Here is a 3,235-nt window from a genome sequence, read left to right as displayed (position 1 = left end):
CCTCGGCCAGCACGTCGTCGACGCCCGCCTCCGCCGCAATCGCCGCTGCAGTCAATGGGTTGTCGCCGGTGACCATCACCGTGCGAATCCCCAACTTGCGCAGTTCGGCAAAACGCTCGCGAATGCCGGGCTTCACCACGTCTTTAAGATGGATCGCACCCAGCAACTTGCCATCAGCACAGACCAGCAACGGCGTACCACCGCTCTGCGCAATCCGCTCGATTTCCCGCGTCAGTGCCGGGGCCAGATCGGCGCGTTTCAAGCCGACAAAATCCAACAGCGAATCCACCGCGCCTTTGCGGAACACGCGGCCCTGATAATCCACGCCGGACAAACGCGTCTCGGCACTGAACGGCACGCCGGTCAGCAACTCGGCGGCAGGCTCAGGTTGCGGATGCAGACTGCGCAAAAACTCGACGATGGATTTGCCTTCCGCCGTGTCATCGGCCAGCGATGCAAACAGCGCACCTTCGGCCAGTTGCATGGCGCTGACGCCGGGCGCGGCATACACCGCCGTGCACCGACGGTTGCCGAACGTGATGGTGCCGGTCTTGTCCAGCAACAACACGTGCACATCCCCCGCCGCTTCCACCGCGCGACCGGATTTGGCAATCACGTTGAGGCGCACCAGGCGGTCCATCCCGGCAATCCCGATGGCCGATAACAAACCACCAATCGTCGTCGGAATCAGCGTGACCAATAACGCCACGAGGAACACCAGCGGCAGGCTGCCGTTGGCAAAATGCGCGAACGGTTGCAGGGTGACGACCACCAGCAGAAAGATCAGGGTCAGGCCGATCAGCAGAATATCCAGCGCCACTTCGTTCGGGGTCTTCTGGCGTTTGGCACCTTCGACCAGGGCGATCATGCGATCGAGTGTCGACTCGCCGGGATTACTGGTGATCCGCACCATCAGCCAATCGGAGACCAAGCGGGTGTTGCCGGTGACCGCCGAGCGATCGCCACCGGACTCACGAATCACCGGCGCCGATTCACCGGTAATCGCCGCTTCGTTGACCGCCGCGATGCCCTCGATCACTTCGCCGTCACCGGGGATCATTTCCCCCGCCGCGACGCGCACCACATCACCTTTGCGCAGGCTGGCGGCCGGGACGATCTGGAACGTGCCGTCAGCGGCTTTTCGGCGAGCGCTGAGGCCTTCGCTGCCGGCCTTGAGACTGTCAGCGCGAGCTTTACCGCGCCCCTCAGCCAGAGCCTCGGCAAAGTTGGCAAAGAGCACGGTGAACCACAGCCACAGGGCGATTTGCGCGGCGACAAAGGTTGGCACCGCAGGGTCGGGAATAAAGCACAGCACGGTGGTGAAAATGGCGGTCAGCTCAACCACCAGCATCACCGGCGAACGCTTCAGCTGGCGCGGGTCGAGCTTGACGAACGCTTGCAACAACGCCGGTCGCCACAGCGCCGAGATAGCGGTCTTCGGTTGTTCCGGTGCCTTCGCGGCAGCCGGTTTACTTGCGGGCATGTTCAATGTTCTGCTCCTAAAAAGAGAACTGAAATCCAGTACCAATCAGCCATGCGCTAATCCGAACTCTGTAGCAGCTGGCGCAGCCTGCGTCCGGCTGCGTCCGGCTGCGCAGCAGTCGTAAAACCTGAGCGCCTGGTTTTTCTGACGCAGCGCTTGGGAAAGGTAAGCGACTGCTGCGCAGCCGGACGCAGGCTGCGCCAGCTGCTACAGAGCGCGGGTTTTGTCTGACTGATTGGCATCAGGCTCAGAAACCCAGGCTCAAATGTTCAGCAATCGGACCGAGCGCCAGTGCCGGCAGGAAGGTCAAACCGCCCACCAGCAAAATGGTCACGGTCAGCAACGTCACGAACAACGGGCCATGGGTGGGGAAACTGTTCGGGCTGATCGGCGCGGCTTTCTTCATCGCCAGGCTGCCGGCCAGCGCCAGCACCGGCAGGATGTAGCCGAAACGGCCGAGCAACATGCCGAACCCGAGCATCAGGTTGTGAAACGCGGTGTTGGCACCGAAGCCGCCGAACGCCGAGCCGTTGTTGGCGCTGGCCGAGGTGTAGGCGTACAGCAACTGACTGAAACCGTGCGCGCCGGGGTTGCTCACCGATGCCACCGGGCCCGGCAGGCTGGCGGCAATTGCGCCGAATACCAATACGCCCATGGGCATCACCAGCAGCGTCACCACGAGCAACTGCACTTCCCTGGCCTGGAGTTTCTTGCCGAGGTATTCCGGGGTGCGGCCGATCATCAAGCCGGCGAGGAACACCGCGATCAGCACATTGAGCAACATGCCGTAGAGCCCCGCGCCGACGCCGCCGAAGATCACTTCGCCAACCATCATGTTGACCATCGCCACCATGCCGCTCAGCGGATTAAGGCTGTCGTGCATGGCGTTGACCGAGCCGTTCGATGCAGCGGTGGTAGTCACCGACCAGAGCACGGTGGCCGTGGTGCCGAAGCGCACTTCCTTGCCTTCCAGCGGCGCGGTCTGTTCGACGGCGGCGTTGTTCAGGGTCGGGTTCGGTTGATATTCGGCCCACAACGAAGTGGCGCCGCCGATCAGGAACAGCGCGAGCATGCAGGCGATGATCGCGCGGCTCTGACGCAGGTCTTTGACGTAATGACCAAAAGTGAACACCAGCGCGGCCGGGATCAGAATGATCGAAGCCATCTCGAACAGATTGCTCCAGGCAGTCGGGTTCTCGAACGGGTGCGCCGAGTTGACGCCGAAGAAACCGCCACCGTTGGTGCCCAGTTGCTTGATCGCAATCTGGCTGGCAGCCGGGCCTAGCGGGATCACCTGATCGACACCTTGCATCGTCACGGCATTCACATACTGCGCGAAAGTTTGCGGCACGCCCTGCCAGACGAGGTACAGCGCCAGCAACAGGCACAGCGGCAACAATCCGTAGAGTGTGGCGCGGGTCATGTCGACCCAGAAGTTGCCGAGGGTGCGGCTGGATTTGCGCCCGATGCCGCGACACAGCGCGACCAGCACGGCCAGGCCGGTGGCGGCGCTGACGAAGTTCTGCACGGTCAGGCCGACCATTTGGCTGAGGTAGCTGAGCGTGGCTTCGCCGCTGTACGACTGCCAGTTGGTGTTGGTCATGAAGCTGACGGCGGTGTTGAACGCTTGCGTCCACTCCTGGCCCGGCAGGTTCTGCGGGTTGAGCGGCAGGTAGTTCTGCAACAGCAGGATCGCGAACAACAACACAAAACCGGCGAGGTTGAAGGCGAGCAACGCCAGGGCGTATTTCT

At 62.4% G+C, this 3,235-nt stretch carries 2 protein-coding genes; both read right to left on the bottom strand.

The features are described 5' to 3' along the window. A partial coding sequence (kdpB, locus tag F8N12_RS27150; protein WP_150583112.1) for a potassium-transporting ATPase subunit KdpB occupies positions 1-1,483 on the bottom strand: 1,483 nt, incomplete at its 3' end. A 247-nt stretch (positions 1,484-1,730) separates the two neighbouring features. Then, the coding region (gene kdpA / locus F8N12_RS27145) for a potassium-transporting ATPase subunit KdpA (protein WP_150583111.1) at positions 1,731-3,235 on the bottom strand (1,505 nt) is incomplete at its 5' end.

The sequence above is a fragment of the Pseudomonas fluorescens genome (genome assembly GCF_902497625.1).
GTDB classification, from domain to species: Bacteria; Pseudomonadota; Gammaproteobacteria; order Pseudomonadales; family Pseudomonadaceae; genus Aquipseudomonas; species Aquipseudomonas fluorescens_BQ.
The sequence above is the reverse complement of the archived record's forward strand: the minus strand, read 5'-3'. Positions and strand labels throughout refer to the sequence as shown.